The following is a 15,774-nucleotide window of genomic DNA, read 5'->3' as shown; positions in this document are numbered from 1 at the left end:
GTACAAAAACCATTGGTAAAGACTTTGCTGGTGGTGTATGGTTGTACAGTTACTTAAATCTTGAGAGTACAAAAACAGGCGTTAAAACTCCAAGTTCTGTATATACGTTGTACAGTTACTTAAATCTTGAGAGTACAAAAACCAGTTGATGCTTTAACATCTACCAACTCATGTTGTACAGTTACTTAAATCTTGAGAGTACAAAAACAAGCGTGTCGGAGATGTGTTGACTGTGAAAGTTGTACAGTTACTTAAATCTTGAGAGTACAAAAACCAAGTGTTTCTAATTTCATACCTGAAAGAAGTTGTACAGTTACTTAAATCTTGAGAGTACAAAAACATATATTTACTTGAGAATTAGTAAAGTCTAGTTGTACAGTTACTTAAATCTTGAGAGTACAAAAACGAACACCATTAATATTCAAAGGCGCTATCGTTGTACAGTTACTTAAATCTTGAGAGTACAAAAACTGAACGTTCTAACGGTAAAACTTACGCTTGGTTGTACAGTTACTTAAATCTTGAGAGTACAAAAACTAGTCTTTTTTTTCATTTATATCACAAAGAGTTGTACAGTTACTTAAATCTTGAGAGTACAAAAACCTTGCCTCTGCGATATATTCGATAGCTTTGGTTGTACAGTTACTTAAATCTTGAGAGTACAAAAACTCAGCAATTGCTTTGAATGACGCTGGCACAGTTGTACAGTTACTTAAATCTTGAGAGTACAAAAACAATATAAAAAATCAATGTTTTAACAGATTCGTTGTACAGTTACTTAAATCTTGAGAGTACAAAAACTACCCAGTTTCACTAGATGAGTCCGTATATGTTGTACAGTTACTTAAATCTTGAGAGTACAAAAACCTCAAATGATTTTTGAGATTTTCATACCCACATAGTGATTATAAAATCAATAACTGTTCTTGTCAATCCTTACTTTCTAAAAATTTCTGTAAAAGTTTTTCATCAGATTTTTGTAAATATCTTATACGGTAACTAAAATGAAACAACTGATTTAGGATATTCAATATTACTGAATCAACAAGTGAGAGACTAGGTTGTCTCAGCATTTTTGTCAATAAATAAGGTGTCACAGTTTCTAAAGACATCCTAAAGCCTTCTCTCGTCGGAAAATCATTACTTGGATAATATTTCATTACCCTTTCATACATAAACTCAACATCATACAAATGCTCCACCTGGTCAGATAAAATATTGACGAACCTACTATTTTCTTCATCAATTTTTAAATAGCCTTGGTCACTAGGAAACAAAATAAAGGTTAGATTTGGATACTTCTTGACCAGATGACAGATTTGCCTATAAAAAATAGTATAAGATTCTTCTGAGATAAAGCCATCAATATTTTTTAGCACAATGAGATACTTCTCTGTTGTTTGTAAAAGAAGATGGTCTAACATTTCTAAAAAGAGGGATAGTTTATCAATATTAGAAACCCATTCAAAAGATAGATTCTTGTTCTCAATGGTAAAAAATGGGCTAAAATTTTTTGTGAGTAGTTGGTCTAGTGTTAGAGGGAGATTCTCCAAATGGTATTCCACCTGTCCACAGTTTAAGTTTATATGCCGATTCATAGCTTCTTCAATAAGCTCTACTTGTTCATTAATTTTCTCCAAATGGCCTACAATATCAACTTGATTGACAATTTTACGAAGGTAACCGTGAGCAAGTGTTCCTTTCTTGTATTCCATCTGCTCCAGTAAATCCTTAAAACTTGAAATGTCGATATAGTGATAGCTACTTCGTTTCACTATTTCTCTGGCCTCATCAAGTATGGTAGGCTCCTCATAATCAAAAATACTTAAGTCCTCTCTCGAGTATTTTTTTCCACCAAAATACCAGCTCAAAATCTGCAAAATATAATATTTGAGTTCATTATTTTGACCAACAATTTGTGTGATTGCACCGATATTCAATTCAATACGATCTTTGTAAGGATGTCGTACAAAAAATTTCATATGGCCACCAACTTATTATCACTGACGATTTCCTCTTGCTTAGTTTTGCCACCTATAATTAATGTCATCTCTGAAAATTGCTTTTCAGTAACCGCCAAAAGTCTCACATTTCCAGCAGGCAGATTGCTCATCTTTAGCTTCTTATAAAATTTATTTGCAAAGCTTCTATTAGGACAAGTGCGATAATAGACCGAAAATTGTAACATTTCAAACCCATTTGAAATTAATTCTTTACGAAAATTACGATAAATTCTTTTTTCATCCTTGGATTCCATTGGTAAATCAAAAAAACATAATAATCTCAACGCTTCATACCTCATCTTATTTTCTCCACTCTAAACTTGATACCACTGGGCAGTGGAATTTACTGCTATCTTTTTCCGAAATATATTTGATAAAGCCTTTAACATACTTATCCATAGCAACTGTCACTGAACAGGTCTCTTTGCCATATTTGATTTTAGCATTGAGTAAATCTGTCAATCCCAACCTATACTCATACTTAAGGAATTCCTGATCTCGTAGATTATCATATACCCAAACATCTACAATCTGTCTAAATGGCTCCATCAAGTCGTCAACCAAATTAAACTGATTGTATTCATTTTTATGGAAGATTCCTAATAGGCCATTTAAACCATAACCCGCCACTATTCTAGCCATCTGAGCCCTCATGATAGCATAGCCATAGTTTAAACCAGCATTGATGACATCAGCTTCTTGCTGAGTTACTCTGACAAATTGTTTACCAAAGAGCTCATTAAAGTAGACCTTGGCAGCATGTCCCTCTCTATTCGTTCTATCACCAGGTTCTATCTGCTCTTTATAGTCTGAAAGTAATCTAATGTTGTCCAGACTTTTTTCAAACATGGCTAGGACATCCTCTTGGTTATTGATTTTATAATAAGTTACAATCTGCCATGCCTTGTCCTTTTGTTTCTGAGACCAATCCAGCTGTTCTTTCAAGCGCTTGTACGCTCTAAAGTGCCCATTTTGTGAGTGATAAATTCCTGTTGGTAAATGTTCATTATCACAAACGACCAAGGCAATATTATATTTACTTAAGGCACTTAATAGACGAAGGGTAACAACTGTATCCCCACCTTCTGCAACGATTATCGAAATATCACTTAGTGGCACCGTAAACTCTTGTCCCATCTTTTGCACTAATAAGTTATCAAGCTTTAAGCGCATCTTCTCGCTTTGACTGACATGTACAACTCTCCAAGTCATTTCTTCTCCTCTTTAAATAACGAAAACACCCTGCCATAAAATGACAGGGTGTTGATTTCGGCATGAAGCCTTATCTTTGTAGCTTCTGCAAGATTTAAGTAACTGTGTAAGGCGTCCCTTACACTATTATTATAGTATATGATAACTATAATTGCAACACTTTTTTAACAATTAATATTAAAAATCTAGCTTAGGCTTATCACCCTCATTTTTGATGATATGCTGATTTCCTAGAACATCCGTTCTTACTTTATAAATAGAAATATTTGATTTTCCTAGCCCTTTTATGCATTGACCTCCTTTGGCAACAGTCCCTAATGATTTAATCAGATATTCACTTCCTTCAAATTTCTGTCTATTATAAGGTTTTAATTCCACATAATGTTTAGAAGTATCATTTCGAGAAGTGAACCTCAATAGGATTTGCTCGCCATTTTCGGAATCCTTAAGCAGTAATAAATCGTTTTTATAAAGTGTAAACTTAAATTCAGAATTTTCATCTACACCCTCTCTAACCTTAATATTTTCATATTGTTCTTTTGAAATAGAGTACTTCCCAGTACCTTTCTCGAACTGCATATCAGAATATTTCAGTCCTAAAATTTCATATTTACCAGTATTTTTATTGAAATAGACATCTGTTCTCCAAGGTTTTAATGACTGTAAGACAACTTTATTGTTACTATCCTTCGGAGTAATATCAATATGATTGCCTAGCTTACTATCATAGTATTTAAGACTCTTGATTTCAGGACCATTGCCTTTTTTACTATATTTACGAATATAGCCATGTTCTTCTTTATATTTTAGGAAAGGATTACATGGTACCTCTTTCCCTTTTTCATTCATTTGCTTATTAGGATAGTTCTCTAAAATTGGCTCGATAACTTTCTCAAAGGTTTGTGGGTCGTGACGATACATGAGGAATTTTGACTTATCCTTCTTATAAATCTTCATAAAGGCATCATAACCATCCTGAGTATAAATATCTTTGATTTTCCCTAAGACATAAGTTTCATCCGCCTTATCTTTTCCTACTTTAGCCTGTCTTGTCGCATAAATAGTGGCATCTGATATTTTACGATTAAACTTAGAATCCACTTGATATGAGAATAAGATACTGTCTTCAAATTCTTTACTCTTCAATGTATCAACAAAATGTTGATAAGGGGCTTTGAACACAGATTCCTTGTACTCATCATCACTAATAAGTTCACCTGTTTCAATATCAAGGAGTTGATCTTCTGAATAACTTACAAAGGTATTCTTTTGTTTTTTCCACAAATTCAACTGACTTGAGGCGGCAATAATCAATGCATCGACAGCATGGTGATGATAAGTATCACGAGTCTTCTCAATTCCCCAATGGCGTCTCAATTGAGATGTAAATTGGCCACGAACCACGGAAACTTTTGTATCAATCTTGTGAGCTCTAAAGTGTTCTTGAAGGGCATTGAGGACAACTCTTGAAGCGTATCTTGTATCTACAAGATTTCGTTCAATAAATTTCTTTCGAACATCAAACTTTGAAATATCTTCTTCTGTGAGGAGGTATTCTTTTTTCTTGTTCGAAAGTGTTTTTGACTCACGTACAAAAGCTTTTAATTCACGGAAAGACCACGCATCATCCATACTATCTAAAGCCTGATAAGGTGTTCGTTGTCCTTTTTCTTGGTTAGCAGTTGCATAAACCAAAACCTTATTTGCAAGGCTATCATCGAATGTGATAGAAAGAGGTAAAATATGATCTACTTCAAACTGATTAGGATTATTTATCAAATCATGGATTGAGATTGTCTTACCAGTATAAAGGCAACGTTCTCCTTGCTGATGCCAAAGGCGGATTTTAGTCGCTAATTGCTTATGACCGTGGAAAACACTATGTGGTAATTCAGCCTTTCCATTATATTGGTTAGCAGCCTTAAGCATTGCTGCATCTTTTTCATCTTTGTTGGCTTTTTGAATCTTTTGAATAGCTTTCTTTTCATCATCTTCATTTGTTTCACGAGCCATTTCGATGACAATATTGTCAAAGTCTCCGTATTCTTTAATCGCCGCATTTACGATTTTTATAGCCTGGCGAATAGACTTAGCAACAACAGGATTATAGATTTCTTCAGTTAATAGTTTCTCATCTATATATTTTGTTTTATTTGAAGACGAGGTCGTTTTTTGTTTTCCAAGTCGTGTCAGGATAGTCATTTGCTCTTCTGACGTCTCATACAATTCTGGAATTAACTCCATCATCAGTTTGACAGAAAAATTATGCCATCCTTTTCCAAAAATGGAACTATTTGCTTTGCGGAATTGAACCAATTCGTCAACTTGCTTCTGGCTAAAGCTACCATCAGCAAATTCATGTTCTAAGGCTTCTTGAATACCTTCCCTCTCAGTGTTTAATGTTAAGACATAGGCTAATTTATCAAGCGTTTCTCTATCCATTTGCTCAATATCTAAGGTTTCAAGCGTTTTCATTTTTCGATAGGCTTCGAAAGTATGAATCTCAGCCTTACCTGATTTGTCGATACGGTATCCCTTGATATCTGCAACATCACAAGAAAGTAACTTAGCGATATATTTAAAAAGTTTCGCTGGCCCCATTGCCTTTTCATTTTTGACATAATTAATGATTTGATTCTTCTGTTCTTTGCTCAACTTTTTGGTTTCAGTAGGAACTGTTAGGTTGTTCAAATCATTTAGCAAATTGAATTCTTGAGCCATGTAGGAAGCTTTTGCTGCTCTAAACTCTTCTGGATAAAATGTACATTTCCCAATTAGAATTCCAAAAATATTGTCTAAAGTTTCTCCATTCGTTCTGTAACGACCATAATCAGTCCGTGACTTTTCATTTCCGGGTCCATGATAATATTTCCGTTTTCCAGTTAAAATTTCGAGATAACGATTAACAAATTCATCTGTAATCTGTGGATTAAATTCTTGTTGAGTTTGCAGTATCCTTAAGGCTTCTGAACGATAAGCTGATGTTGGAAAGACATTAATCAAGCGATGTTTTTTGCCATCTTTCTCAACAGTAAAATCACCACGTAATTGACCATATGTTTGGTAGCGTTCCAACTGTATCTGTCCCGGTGTCTTAGTTTCTAATTGTTTACTATTTTCCTTAACAATTTGTGCATAGTCTCCTACTGATGAATTTCCGTCATCACTAGCATCATCGAGGTAACTAATCCCACGGTGTTTCACCATATTTTTAAGAGCGATAAACAGTTCTTCATTAGACAATTCATCGGTCAAGCCCTTAACTCGTAATTGATATGGGTTAAGATTAATTGAAATCTTCGTAAAATCGGTGATTAATCCACTTTCCTCAAATAGACGATTTAAACGAACTATACGATGTTTTTTACGTCGTGTCAAGCGTCTTCCTTGACGATTCGTTCTACGTACTAGGTTATTTTCCGCTTGAGCTGCTGGGAAGATGCGTGAGTTTTTATGGATAATTTCTCCTGTCACTTTGTTAAGGATACCTACACCAACAGAACCTATACCGATATCAAGTCCTAAAACTAAGTCACTCATTTAATAATCCCCTTATGCTTTTTTCTAATATTATAAACTAGTATCTGAAAATTCGCAACTTTTTTGTAAACGCTATAATCTATGTTTTAAAAAATCAATTTAATATCATTTTTATCTAAACAACGTTATTCACTTCATTCCGAAACCTAGAAAAAATATAAGTAGTCCTCCCTCTAACGACTTTGCTCATGTAAAAAACCAAGTCAGCTTAGACTTGGTTTTGGATTTTATTTTTTAACAAATGATTTTAAACTACTAACTTGTTGGCAAGGAAATCGGAATATTAAGCTTCACCTTCATCTTACCGTTGGTAACTGTGGCTTGGTCAATCTCGTATCCTATTTCAGGAAGCTTGATCTGGATCTGGTTGTTAACCATGCGAACACCACTACTAGACTGGGCAATGCTCTTCTTGAGATAAGGCAGAACCAGTGATTTTGGAACTGGAAGACGACCCAAGTGGGCACCTACCAAATCTAGTAGGATGACTTCCTTGTTAGTGCTGACCGTAAAATCAAGGCTAAATGTTGATTCGATAGGGCCAAGAGATACGGGAACCTTAGCTGTTAGATAGGAATCATTCAACTCTACGGTACTGTTTTGCAAGGTCTCATCATTAGATTCAGCTATGCTTGCTTTTAGGACTTGACGAAACTGATTACTATCAAGATTAATCTCGGTTGAAAGGCCACCTGATGAGAGGGATGCCCCACCGATACCAGCCTGGGCTAAATCAACAAGAGATGTTTGTGTTGATACATTTTTTAATTGGTCTTGACTATCGATATTGTCCGGAATAAGTAGAGCCACCACTGCCAAAAAGAGCACAATGACGAGGATAAGGAGTCGCTTAAACCATTTCCACATAGGGATACCTCATTTCAATTTTTCACTTTTGACGTCTATTGTACTGTAATCAAGGGAAAAAAGCGAGTAAGAACTGGAAATTCTCTCATATTTTTTTAATCCAATAGGTAGGGTTCAAGAGATTCATAGACCTTTAAGTAGGCATTGGCATATAGGTGAACGCCGTCATAGTTATGCTCTGCTTTCTGCTCTTTTATATCGTCGAACAGCTCAGCATTACAATTAATGAAGTGGTAACCATAGGTTTTGGCGATTTCCTCAAGAGCCTGGTTGCAACGGTCAAGATTTTCAGGTGTCCGCAGTTTCATCCACTGAATTGAGGCCTTGGTCTGCCAAGGCAGATGAAGATTAGCTGGGTAAAAATCTCCATGAGAGAGGAGCCCGTGAAGAGTGTCTCCCCCTTGATAGCAACCTTATTTAGATACTGATAGTTTTTAAGTTTGATTTCTTTTAATTCATCCATGTTAACTTTCTTCTATATAATTTTATCTAAATGAGGGAGAAGGCAAAGAGCAACCCTACAACCGTATTGGCCAAGGCGTGGATAAAGACACTTGGAAGAATGGAGCCATCTGCTTTCTTCTCATTGATAGCACCCAAAACGTAAGCTATGAGACTGATAAAGACCAAGATGGCAAAAGCCCTAAGGTAGCCAGTTAGTTGGATAAACATAAGCGCATGGATGAGCCCAAATAAGAGAGACTGAACGAGATTAGCTCCTAGAAATCCCAGTTTTCCCTGCACCATTTTCAAAAGAAAACCTCTAAAGAAGATTTCTTCTGGCAAGGCAGTCCCTAAGATAGCGAAGGCTAGAATGGCAGGAAGTGCTCCAATTCCCTTCCCAGAAAAATCTGCTGTGGCCGTTTTGCTAGAGGCGAACTAACTAAAGACCACAATCGAGAAAATAAGAAAAAGTAGACTAATACCCAAAATGGTCAGTACTAATTGTCTCTTCTTCTGACTCTCAACTTTCTTCAACCCAATCCAGTCAAAGAAACCGACCTTTTTCCTGCTCCTAATTAACCAAGTGATAAAAGGAATGACAGAGACTATGAGCAGTTCCATAATACCGCTCATCAGTTTAGACATAAATAGGGTCATGAGTTTGTCCTCCATTTCTAATCAAAAGACAGCTTCGTTCTTTTGAAAACGATTACCTTTACACCTTGATTATACTACTTTTTAGGGGAAGAAAAAGCTCATTTTCACCAGTCTTGCCAGGTTTCTTTGGCACGAATCACCCGGTCTTGCTTATAGTCAATATGGTAAACACGCCAGCCACCAATCCAATCGTCGGCCAGCTTGTACTCAACACTTCCTTGAAGGTCATCGCCCTTGCCCAAGAGTTTCTCTACTTCTTCTCTCGTCATGCCCTCAAGCTGATACTGCCGATGAAAACTCCACATGAGTTTATGGCGCATGTAATCAGGTGTATGAGCCCATTTTTCAGGAGTAAATACCCTATCACGAGGGATGATAATAGCAAAATGAACCAGACAAATGATTTCAATGATTAAGCAAAAGCCTTTTAGTCTCTTACGTCTGGTTTCTGGGGTGAGGTAGGCAATAGGACTACCTGACTTTCTCTTGTTTCCAATAATCGTCCAAAATCACTGAGTGCTCTTTTGAAAAGCGAATACGGATATCTCTGGCAACTTGTTGGGATACACGTGCGACATTTGTCAATTCTAATCCTAGCTCAGGTGTGTCGTGTTCCAAACGATACTTGTCATCCTCGGATTCAACAAAGATAAAACTCGTTGACCCTTTTTCGCTATAAGTGAGATAGAGACTATCGTAGGATACTGGAAGTTGTACCAAGGCATCCCAGATGTCACTGTCACTTGGGTTTGTAATCGTCGCTTAGTCTACCTGATCCGCTGTCGATATACGTATGACAAAGCCTTCTGCTACTTTCTTTTTAGGTGCAAGCCACTTAAACAAACTCATCGTTTTCCTCCTTTAGATGATGATTCCTTTTTGCTTGAGATTGTCCAGACATTCCTGTAAATAGGTGGCATCATGCTCTGGATAAATAATGGCTGGTAGTTTCTCCACTTCAAGCTTGTCGTAGGCTGGCATTTGCTTGCCTCGATACTCCTTGTCTAGCCACTCAGGGCTAACACGATAGCCACGTTTCGTCATTTCTTGCATAATAAGCTCATGGTATTTAAACAGGCGATATGGAGAATAATCAAAAACATAGTTAACCGTCGCATGTTTTCGTTGCCATCCCTTGCCACGAAGGGCACAACATTCTCGGTGCTGCCCTAATAATTGCTGACGAGGTAGTTTTGCAATCAACTCTTGATGCCACAGTCTCATTTTGAACCCCCATTAATTAAGGTTGACTCCTCCAGATAGCGATTAGGATACGTGATGAGGAGCTCTTTGACGGATTCCACCAAACGGGTCTGAGGAATTTGGCCTGTCGCATAGCTATCCAATTGGGCCATGAACATTTCCTTCTCGTTAGCAGTCGCCTTTTTCTTAAAATACCCCCAAATATGTTGGAAGGTATTGACGACCTGACCAGGATTTTCAGGAAGGGCTAGGGCTTGATCAATGTAGGCTTGAACCTGATCCAAACGAACCTTATCATTCTTGAGATAGTTACGGATTTCTAAGTAAATCTTGTTTGAATGGCTGAGTACCAGGTACTTATTGGCTGCCCAAAGTCGCTCGCACTGGTGACGTGGATTAGTTGTTGTCATTAGGGACCTTCCTTCTTGCTTTTTTTATCAGTATAGCATAGTTTAAATAGAGATAACAGATTATGCCTTTGAGAATCCGACGATTAATTTTCAAATATTTTCAGAAAAGAGGTTTCGCTTGCCCTCTATGTAAGCGTTTTCCATATTTAAGGCATCAAAGAAAGGAGATGAGCCTATGACATTGTCCAAAAAAACTCACACTTTCTCTTGCCTCTGTGGCAGTTCTTGGTCTATTAGCAGCCTGCTCAAACCAAAAAGCTCAAACACCTGAAAGCTCTGCTAGCACCCAACAAAGTTCAAGTAAGGTTTTATCTTCACAAAGTTCTGAAGCCTCTAAACAGACTGAAGGACTAGACGGCACCTATAAAGGAACTGATGAAAATGATCGCATTACTCTTACCATCTCTGGAAATACTGGAACTTGAGAAGAGGATGAGGCAGATGGAGAGAAGGAAAGCAAGCCTGTAACTGTTAACTCTGACAATCAAAGTCTGACAATGGGTGACGACACCAAATACTATAAACTCGACGGTAATCAGTTGACTATCGAAGATGGTGACCATAATCCAAATGATATGGTTGTCTTGACGAAATAAGATGAAAAACCTTAGCCAAACCACTCTATGGAATTTAGCTAAGGTTTTTTATGTTATACTATAGGTAGAAAGAAAACGGATACAAAGAGGAGGTTGACGATGACTCAAAGAAGATTATGGGTGATGCTATTTGTTATGTCGATTATTGTAACTCTTATTGGTTTGGGATTTTCTGTCTATAACTACTATGTCTTCGATAAACCTTTTATGACTACCACTACCAAAGGTTTATTAGCTTCATTTTTCCTGTGTGCGACAATGGTCGTCATCAGCCTATCCAAATCAAATAAGAAGTAAAGATAAGAAAGAGGTATAAGTTTGTAGACTTATACCTCTTTTGATACAACATTATTTAATCTTGTGTTTGTTCATCTTTTCTTCAAAGATGGCTGTCATAATCTTACGTAACTCTTGACTGACGTTAAGTCAAGTTTTTAGAGTAACAAACGTAGAATTTTAATCTATTTATTTTAAGCACTTACCTTTTCAAATTGATTAGGTGTAAGATACCCTGAACTTTGATGGATTCGTTTTGAATTATAAAAGGCTTCGATGTACCAGAAAATACTCTGATAGGCTTCTTCAAAGTTCTTATATTTAAATTGATACACCCACTCTCTTTTTAAATGTCCATGCCAAAATTCAAGACTGGCATTATGATAAGGGTGTCCCCTTCGACTGAAAGAGTGAGTCATCCCATAATACTTAAGCAACTCTTCATACTCTAGACTCGTATACTGGCTTCCTTGGTCAGAATGAAGAATAACAGCTTCTGGATAGTCTTGTGATTTAATGGCCTTATTTAAAGTTCTTTGCACTAATTCTACAGTCATTCGCTTGCCCAAATCCCAAGCAATGACTTTTTTAGTATAACGATCCATAATGGTTGAGAGATAAGCCCATCCTTGTTGAGTAGGAATATAAGTAATGTCGGTTGACCAAACCTTATTTTTCTTTGTAGGTTCAGTCTGTATGAGATTTTTTCGATTGATGTGATCACTTAGTGAGTATCCAGGCTTAAATTTCTTAATGACTACAGACTTGAGTTGAAGTTGCTTCATTAGCTTCTGTACGAGTTTTAACCCGACTTTTTCCCCTTGTTTAAGTAGAGGATGATGAATTTTAGGAGCACCATAGATTCCTCGGTTAGCATTGAAGAGTTGAGAAATTTTGAGTGACAGGTATTGTCTCCTTAATTGAGTTTTAGATGGATGTCGGTTAATCCGTTCATAATAACTTGATTCAGGAACATCAAGGAGTTGACAGCTTAGTCTGACATTGAGTGCTAAAGTTTGTATGGTTTGAGCCATATCCGCAGCACTCACTTCTTTTTCTCGGCGAATATGGTCAATACTTTTTTTAAGATGTCTCGTTCTTCCTTAACTTTAGCCAGTTGTCTTTTTAATTCTAGAAAATCAGCTTTAGAGACGGAGCTTTCATTAGATTTAGAGCAGAGGTCTATCCATTTATAAATTGTTGCAGGGGCCACGTCGTATTCTTTAGACAGCTGGGTGACGGATTGACCAGAATGATAGAAGGCGATAAGGGTTTCTTTAAATTCTTTTGAATAGCGTTTTTTCATGTTTTTGTCCTTTGTCTAAATTATACAATAGTGACTCTAAGATTTAAGGATAACATCAAACCTACAGATAACGAAATACTTCAATTAACAGACTACCTTTTTAAAGTTGACCAATGGGGGTATTATGAAATTATCTTACTAGGAAATTGTGCAAGAACTATTGAATACAATTCATTTTTTCTATTAACAAAAGAAATGGTGAAGAACCATATCTAGGTAGTGTAAAATAAGTTGTGTAAACACAAAAAGGAATAAATCCGTTATAGTAGAGTTGCAAAACATTACTAGAAAGAGATTTATTCCTATGACTCAGTTACCACAGAACTACTTAACTTCCTAGCCCAAAAGCAAGATATTGATGAATTTTTCCGTACTTCTCTTGAAACAGCAATGAATGATCTGCTTCAAGCAGAGTTATCAGCCTTTTTAGGGTATGAACCTTACGATAAATTAGGCTATAATTCTGGGAATAGTCGTAACGGAAGCTATGCACGGAAAATTAGGCTATAATTCTGGGAATAGTCGTAACGGAAGCTATGCACGGAAATTCGAAACCAAATATGGGACTGTTCAGTTGAGTATTCCTAGAGATCGTAATGGGAACTTTAGTCCAGCTTTGCTTCCCGCTTATGGACGTCGAGATGACCACTTGGAAGAGATGGTTATCAAACTCTATCAAACCGGTGTAACGACTCGAGAAATTAGTGATATCATCGAGCGAATGTATGGTCATCACTATAGTCCTGCCACAATTTCTAATATCTCAAAAGCAACTCAGGAGAATGTCGCTACTTTTCATGAGCGAAGCTTAGAAGCCAATTACTCTGTTTTATTTCTTGACGGAACCTATCTCCCCTTAAGACTTGGAACCGTTAGTAAAGAATGTATTCATATCGCACTTGGCATTACACCAGAAGGACAGAAGGCTGTTCTTAGATATGAAATCGCCCCAAATGAAAACAATGCTTCTTGGTCCACCCTGTTAGACAAGCTTCAAAACCAAGGAATCCAACAGGTTTCTCTTGTAGTGACCGATGGCTTCAAGGGGCTTGAAGAGATTATCAATCAGGCTTACCCATTAGCTAAACAACAACGTTGCTTAATTCATATTAGTCGAAATCTAGCTAGTAAAGTGAAACGAGCAGATAGAGCGGTTATTCTGGAGCAATTTAAAACGATTTATCGTGCTGAAAATTTAGAAATGGCAGTGCAAGCTTTAGAGAACTTTATCGCCGAATGGAAACCAAAGTATAGGAAAGTCATGGAAAGTCTGGAGAATACGGATAATCTTTTAACTTTTTATCAGTTTCCCTACCAGATTTGGCATAGTATTTATTCGACAAACCTCATTGAGTCTCTTAACAAAGAAATCAAACGTCAAACGAAAAAGAAGGTCCTTTTTCCTAACGAGGAGGCTCTGGAACGTTATTTAGTTACCCTGTTTGAAGATTATAATTTCAAGCAAAATCAACGCATCCATAAAGGGTTTGGCCATTGTGCTGACACACTTGAAAGCTTATTTGATTAACATTCTTCAACTCTACTTGAGTGTTTACACATAATTATTGACAGTATCCAGTTTTTTAATCACTGAAATAAAAAAACTATTAACTAATAAATTCAATTTCTACGAAGAAACCGTATTTCTTTATGCTACTGGATATTTTGAATTTAAGAAAGGTTCAAATAATGATATGACCAAAATGAAACAGGCTATACAAGTTTTCGAACTTTTAGGAGAAAATGAGTTAAAAGAGCAATACACCGAACATTACTCTAAAATTGTTAATTAGATTTTAAAACGATAATCGAAAAAAGAAAGGATCAGTACCAATGTTGTCCTTTCTTTTTTGATATTTATAATGATGAATATCTATTTTTTAAGGTTACTAAAGCCAATTCCTATAAAATTGAAATCCTCAATTAGCTCATTCTTAGCTACAGCATCTCACCGTGAATGAAATATTCGAGACGTTTAGCTGCGTTTTACCAATAAACTCACACTAAGCGGTTCGGACTTACCGTATCATCTCGTCGGTGTACCTCCTCATTCTACGAGTCCTATACCCCAGGGCACCTTCTCGACCTTCGGTCTCACCTTGTCGCATGGGCGGAACATCTGCTTCTACTTCGCTGAGGTCTCAGCTCGTAAAAGCAGTGAGACTGCCTCCACATGTGATGCTAGAAAATATCTATATTATAGACCAAAACTTTTGTTCTTTTCTCAATTAGATAATTTTTTAGTTCAGTACAATTTTGGTAAGGTACGTTTTATTAATTTATCGAACAAATTGATACATCTCCAAGTCCAAAAGAGAAATTGTCAAAGATATCCTGATAGTCGAATGGAATTAGTTGCCCTGTCTGGCTCATAAGAGCAAAGTCAACGCCTAATTCACGAATGAGACAGGGACACAGTGTAAATCCATTTTTCTCAATAATAAGAGCCAAGTCCAAAGAAGGGAATTCGCTCCTCCTTTGGAAAGGACTGCTTATACAAGTCGCTGATGATTCCCCAGTGTTTAAAAGGATTAAATTTAATTTGTTTTAAGGTCATAAATTTCTCCTTAATTCCACCATCTGGCAAAATAGAAGCCTTTTTAAATATAACTCACGCCACGCCTTCGCAACATTCTTTAGTTTAACAATTGAATCTCTTCTTTGACATATCCTTCTACATCTTCAATCTCTACAAATAGTGGGTCTAAGTGGCATAAGAATTTCCAATCTTCGGTACCTTTTTTTCTATAGAGAATCGCTTCGCCGTCTTCACTTCCGAAAAAGCTTCTGTCGGCCTCATATCCACAGCGTTCTAGAAAGTCTTTTGCCTTGCGATAGTTCGCTTCTCTTGCTTCGACATAGGCTTTCACTTCATCGTTGTTAACGACATACGCGTCGATTTTTGAATATCCTTCAATCACTTTATCGTTTTTAACGGATAGATTCGAAATTTCTTTCCAAATAATATCCACATTTTCTTCAGAATTAAACGAAAATCTAGATAGAGGGACAATATTTCCGTTAAAGACAATTTCCATATAATCCGGCAAGTATTTTGGGTTCACAAACTCCACCCCAAACCCATCTTCTGTTTCTAAAGTATACCCCGGGATTTGAGCTACAAACGCTCTCCCCTCTTCTAAAGAATCAAACGCGACTAAATCCTTTTGATAATCACCTTGATACAATTCCAATATAACCATCGATAACCCTCCATTTAACCTTTACGACGCTACGCAAATTTATTTTTCAAATCTTAC

17 protein-coding genes, 3 pseudogenes and 1 CRISPR repeat array (1 of these 21 only partly in view) are annotated in these 15,774 nt (G+C 36.6%); of the genes and pseudogenes, 5 read left to right on the top strand and 15 right to left on the bottom strand.

Features of this window, described 5'->3' with window-relative positions:
- Nucleotides 1-867: direct repeats of the CRISPR family, unit length 36 nt; unit sequence GTTGTACAGTTACTTAAATCTTGAGAGTACAAAAAC (it extends 1,476 nt beyond the left edge of the window).
- A gap of 62 nt (nucleotides 868-929) precedes the next feature.
- The 12 genes from csn2-St to E3C75_RS06160 form a co-directional block, all read right to left on the bottom strand.
- A complete protein-coding gene (gene csn2-St, locus E3C75_RS06210; RefSeq protein ID WP_111679521.1) occupies nucleotides 930-1,982 on the bottom strand; it encodes a CRISPR-associated protein Csn2-St in 1,053 nt (350 codons plus the stop codon).
- Nucleotides 1,979-2,302 (bottom strand): CRISPR-associated endonuclease Cas2, encoded by a 324-nt coding sequence (gene cas2, locus E3C75_RS06205; RefSeq protein ID WP_011680958.1) that lies wholly within the window; start codon nucleotides 2,300-2,302, stop codon nucleotides 1,979-1,981. Before cas2 ends, csn2-St begins: the two co-directional genes overlap by 4 nt.
- A 1-nt stretch (nucleotide 2,303) precedes the next feature.
- Nucleotides 2,304-3,215 (bottom strand): type II CRISPR-associated endonuclease Cas1, encoded by a 912-nt coding sequence (gene cas1 / locus E3C75_RS06200; RefSeq protein ID WP_011227029.1) that lies wholly within the window; start codon nucleotides 3,213-3,215, stop codon nucleotides 2,304-2,306.
- 177 nt (nucleotides 3,216-3,392) lie between these two features.
- Nucleotides 3,393-6,755, bottom strand: coding sequence for a type II CRISPR RNA-guided endonuclease Cas9 (gene cas9 / locus E3C75_RS06195; protein WP_111679519.1), 3,363 nt, complete (start codon nucleotides 6,753-6,755; stop codon nucleotides 3,393-3,395).
- A 255-nt stretch (nucleotides 6,756-7,010) separates the two neighbouring features.
- Complete coding sequence (locus E3C75_RS06190) at nucleotides 7,011-7,622, bottom strand: hypothetical protein (RefSeq protein WP_024704046.1); 612 nt, start codon at nucleotides 7,620-7,622, stop codon at nucleotides 7,011-7,013.
- A gap of 95 nt (nucleotides 7,623-7,717) precedes the next feature.
- On the bottom strand, nucleotides 7,718-7,930 hold the full coding sequence (locus E3C75_RS11630; protein ID WP_223899721.1) for an SGNH/GDSL hydrolase family protein: 213 nt from the start codon (nucleotides 7,928-7,930) through the stop codon (nucleotides 7,718-7,720).
- 181 nt (nucleotides 7,931-8,111) lie between these two features.
- Nucleotides 8,112-8,408 carry a CPBP family intramembrane glutamic endopeptidase gene (locus E3C75_RS11625; protein WP_231907523.1) on the bottom strand — a complete coding sequence of 99 codons (297 nt, stop codon included), beginning with the start codon at nucleotides 8,406-8,408 and terminating at the stop codon, nucleotides 8,112-8,114.
- A 93-nt stretch (nucleotides 8,409-8,501) separates the two neighbouring features.
- Nucleotides 8,502-8,723, bottom strand: a complete 222-nt coding sequence (locus E3C75_RS11620; protein ID WP_224107509.1) for a hypothetical protein — start codon at nucleotides 8,721-8,723, stop codon at nucleotides 8,502-8,504.
- A gap of 104 nt (nucleotides 8,724-8,827) precedes the next feature.
- The gene (locus E3C75_RS11615; protein ID WP_223899722.1) at nucleotides 8,828-8,992 is read right to left on the bottom strand and encodes a hypothetical protein; all 165 of its coding nucleotides are present in this window, start codon (nucleotides 8,990-8,992) and stop codon (nucleotides 8,828-8,830) included.
- Between the two features lie 202 nt (nucleotides 8,993-9,194).
- Nucleotides 9,195-9,443 carry a hypothetical protein gene (locus tag E3C75_RS06170; protein ID WP_223899723.1) on the bottom strand — a complete coding sequence of 83 codons (249 nt, stop codon included), beginning with the start codon at nucleotides 9,441-9,443 and terminating at the stop codon, nucleotides 9,195-9,197.
- A 141-nt stretch (nucleotides 9,444-9,584) separates the two neighbouring features.
- Nucleotides 9,585-9,947 (bottom strand): TIGR02328 family protein, encoded by a 363-nt coding sequence (locus E3C75_RS06165; RefSeq protein WP_024704043.1) that lies wholly within the window; start codon nucleotides 9,945-9,947, stop codon nucleotides 9,585-9,587.
- Entirely contained in the window at nucleotides 9,944-10,336 is a 393-nt protein-coding gene (locus E3C75_RS06160) for a YbgA family protein (RefSeq protein ID WP_024704042.1), read from the bottom strand. Before E3C75_RS06160 ends, E3C75_RS06165 begins: the two co-directional genes overlap by 4 nt.
- Nucleotides 10,337-10,551: 215 nt before the next feature.
- On the opposite strand from E3C75_RS06160, the gene E3C75_RS12255 reads away from it, so the two are divergent.
- Nucleotides 10,552-10,761 carry a hypothetical protein gene (locus E3C75_RS12255; protein WP_373368731.1) on the top strand — a complete coding sequence of 70 codons (210 nt, stop codon included), beginning with the start codon at nucleotides 10,552-10,554 and terminating at the stop codon, nucleotides 10,759-10,761.
- A 270-nt stretch (nucleotides 10,762-11,031) separates the two neighbouring features.
- Nucleotides 11,032-11,229 carry a hypothetical protein gene (locus E3C75_RS06150; RefSeq protein WP_024704041.1) on the top strand — a complete coding sequence of 66 codons (198 nt, stop codon included), beginning with the start codon at nucleotides 11,032-11,034 and terminating at the stop codon, nucleotides 11,227-11,229.
- 173 nt (nucleotides 11,230-11,402) lie between these two features.
- Here the strand turns inward: E3C75_RS06150 and E3C75_RS06145 are convergent.
- Nucleotides 11,403-12,514, bottom strand: a protein-coding gene (locus E3C75_RS06145) for an IS3-like element IS981 family transposase (protein ID WP_162173403.1) whose coding sequence is annotated in 2 segments (ribosomal slippage) — nucleotides 11,403-12,298 and nucleotides 12,298-12,514 — 1,113 coding nt in all. Because the reading frame shifts where the segments join, the coding sequence is not laid out codon by codon here.
- 51 nt (nucleotides 12,515-12,565) lie between these two features.
- On the opposite strand from E3C75_RS06145, the pseudogene E3C75_RS06140 reads away from it, so the two are divergent.
- The 3 pseudogenes from E3C75_RS06140 to E3C75_RS06130 all read left to right on the top strand — a co-directional run.
- Nucleotides 12,566-12,727, top strand: a pseudogene (locus E3C75_RS06140) (Rgg family transcriptional regulator); the annotation flags it as partial.
- An 81-nt stretch (nucleotides 12,728-12,808) separates the two neighbouring features.
- Nucleotides 12,809-14,042 (top strand): annotated as a pseudogene (locus E3C75_RS06135) (IS256 family transposase).
- 49 nt (nucleotides 14,043-14,091) lie between these two features.
- Nucleotides 14,092-14,307, top strand: a pseudogene (locus E3C75_RS06130) (Rgg family transcriptional regulator); the annotation flags it as partial.
- A gap of 641 nt (nucleotides 14,308-14,948) precedes the next feature.
- On the opposite strand, the gene E3C75_RS12015 reads toward E3C75_RS06130, so the two are convergent.
- Together E3C75_RS12015 and E3C75_RS06125 are read right to left on the bottom strand one after the other, a co-directional pair.
- A complete protein-coding gene (locus tag E3C75_RS12015; RefSeq protein ID WP_255136059.1) occupies nucleotides 14,949-15,071 on the bottom strand; it encodes a hypothetical protein in 123 nt (40 codons plus the stop codon).
- Nucleotides 15,072-15,150: 79 nt separating this feature from the next.
- A complete protein-coding gene (locus E3C75_RS06125; RefSeq protein WP_024704036.1) occupies nucleotides 15,151-15,717 on the bottom strand; it encodes a hypothetical protein in 567 nt (188 codons plus the stop codon).
- Nucleotides 15,718-15,774 lie beyond the last annotated feature (57 nt).

The organism is Streptococcus thermophilus, from assembly GCF_010120595.1.
GTDB lineage: Bacteria > Bacillota > Bacilli > Lactobacillales > Streptococcaceae > Streptococcus > Streptococcus thermophilus.
Note: the sequence above shows the minus strand (reverse complement) of the source record. Positions and strands in the feature narration are given on the sequence as shown.